Source organism: Mycobacterium sp. (genome assembly GCF_049280035.1).
Taxonomy (GTDB): domain Bacteria; phylum Actinomycetota; class Actinomycetes; order Mycobacteriales; family Mycobacteriaceae; genus Mycobacterium.
Genome location: NZ_JBAPPI010000458.1, coordinates 1 through 1536 on the forward strand (window position 1 = coordinate 1; position 1536 = coordinate 1536).

Sequence of the window (1536 nt, forward strand, 5' to 3'; positions counted from 1 at the left end):
GCGAAAGAGGTTGGCGTCGCTAGCGTTTCGACACACCGCCGAGTACGACGTCGCGGTCGCCGGGTGGATGGGTTTGACGCTGGCGCCCGAGCAGCCAGCAATGGTGGTCCCGGAGTGGTTCGCCGGAACATGGCACCGCTCGGCACTGCTGCGTTACGGCGAGAATCCGCATCAGCAGGCGGCGCTGTACGCCGATGCCGGCGCGTGGCCCGGACTGGCGCAGGCCGAGCAACTGCACGGAAAAGAGATGTCGTACAACAACTTCACCGACGCCGACGCGGCCTGGCGGGCAGCGTTCGACCACGAGCAGACCTGTGTGGCGATCATCAAGCACGCCAACCCATGTGGGATCGCGATCTCGTCAGTCTCGGTTGCCGACGCGCACCGCAAGGCCCATGAATGCGATCCGCTGAGCGCATTCGGCGGAGTGATCGCGGCCAACACCGAGGTCAGCGTCGAGATGGCCGAGTATGTCAGCACGATTTTCACCGAGGTAGTCGTGGCCCCCGCCTACGCGCCCGGCGCGGTCGACATCTTGGCCGGCAAGAAGAACATCCGGGTGCTGGTGGCCTCTGAGCCGCTGGGTGACGCCACCGAGCGGCGTCAGATCAGCGGCGGCCTGCTGATGCAGGAACGCGACCGCATCGACGCGCACGGGGACAATCCGGCGAACTGGACGTTGGCGGCCGGTGCGGCAGCTGCCCCGGCCACACTGGCTGATCTGGCCTTCGCGTGGCGAACCTGTCGGGCGGTGAAGTCCAACGCGATCGTGATCGCCGCCGGTGGCGCCACCATCGGAATCGGTATGGGCCAAGTGAATCGGGTCGACGCGGCACGGCTGGCGGTGGAGCGTGGTGGCGATCGCGTCCGTGGCGCGGTCGCGGCCTCCGATGCGTTCTTCCCGTTCCCGGACGGCCTGGAGACGCTGGCTGCCGGAGGTGTGACGGCGATAGTGCACCCAGGTGGCTCGGTGCGCGATGACGAAGTGACCGCGGCGGCCGCCGAGGCCGGCGTGACGCTCTACCTGACCGGCGCGCGGCACTTCGCGCACTGACCTTCAGCGCCCGGACGCTAAGCGCTGGCCTCGTCGAGGGAGGCCGTCGCGTGGCGGATGAACGCGGCGACCTCGTCGACGGCCCGGCGGGCATCCGGGTTGACGTCGAAGCTGAGCTGGAACATATGCATGGCCTTGTGCCACACCTGCACCCATACCGGCACGTTGTGCGCCCGGAGCCGCTCGGCCAGCGCGAAGGTGTCGTTGAGCAACATCTCGTGGGTGCCGACCTGTAGCAGGAACGGGCCAAGGCCATGCAGGTCCGCCTCCGGCGGCATCAACGGTGGCGGACGGGTGCCGTTGACGGTGGCGAACACGTCGTAGATGAACTTCACCGTCATGAACGGAAACAACGCGTCCCGGTGTTCTTTGAGGGCCCGATACTTCAAGCTCATGTCCGCCGACGTCAGCGGCGAGAGCAGCGCCTGCCCAGCCGGCACCGGCAGCCCGGCGTCGCGGGCGGCGAGCGCGGTGTCGGCGGC

At 68.1% G+C, this 1536-nt stretch carries 2 protein-coding genes; one reads left to right on the top strand and one right to left on the bottom strand.

Going from position 1 to position 1536, the window contains the following annotated elements; genetic code table 11:
* On the top strand, window positions 1–1054 hold a 1054-nt coding region (gene purH / locus WAN71_RS15120), incomplete at its 5' end, for a bifunctional phosphoribosylaminoimidazolecarboxamide formyltransferase/IMP cyclohydrolase (protein ID WP_422226109.1).
* Window positions 1055–1071: 17 nt separating this feature from the next.
* Here purH and WAN71_RS15125 read toward each other — a convergent pair.
* Window positions 1072–1536: alpha/beta hydrolase (locus tag WAN71_RS15125; RefSeq protein ID WP_422226110.1), on the bottom strand; the 465-nt coding region annotated here is incomplete at its 5' end.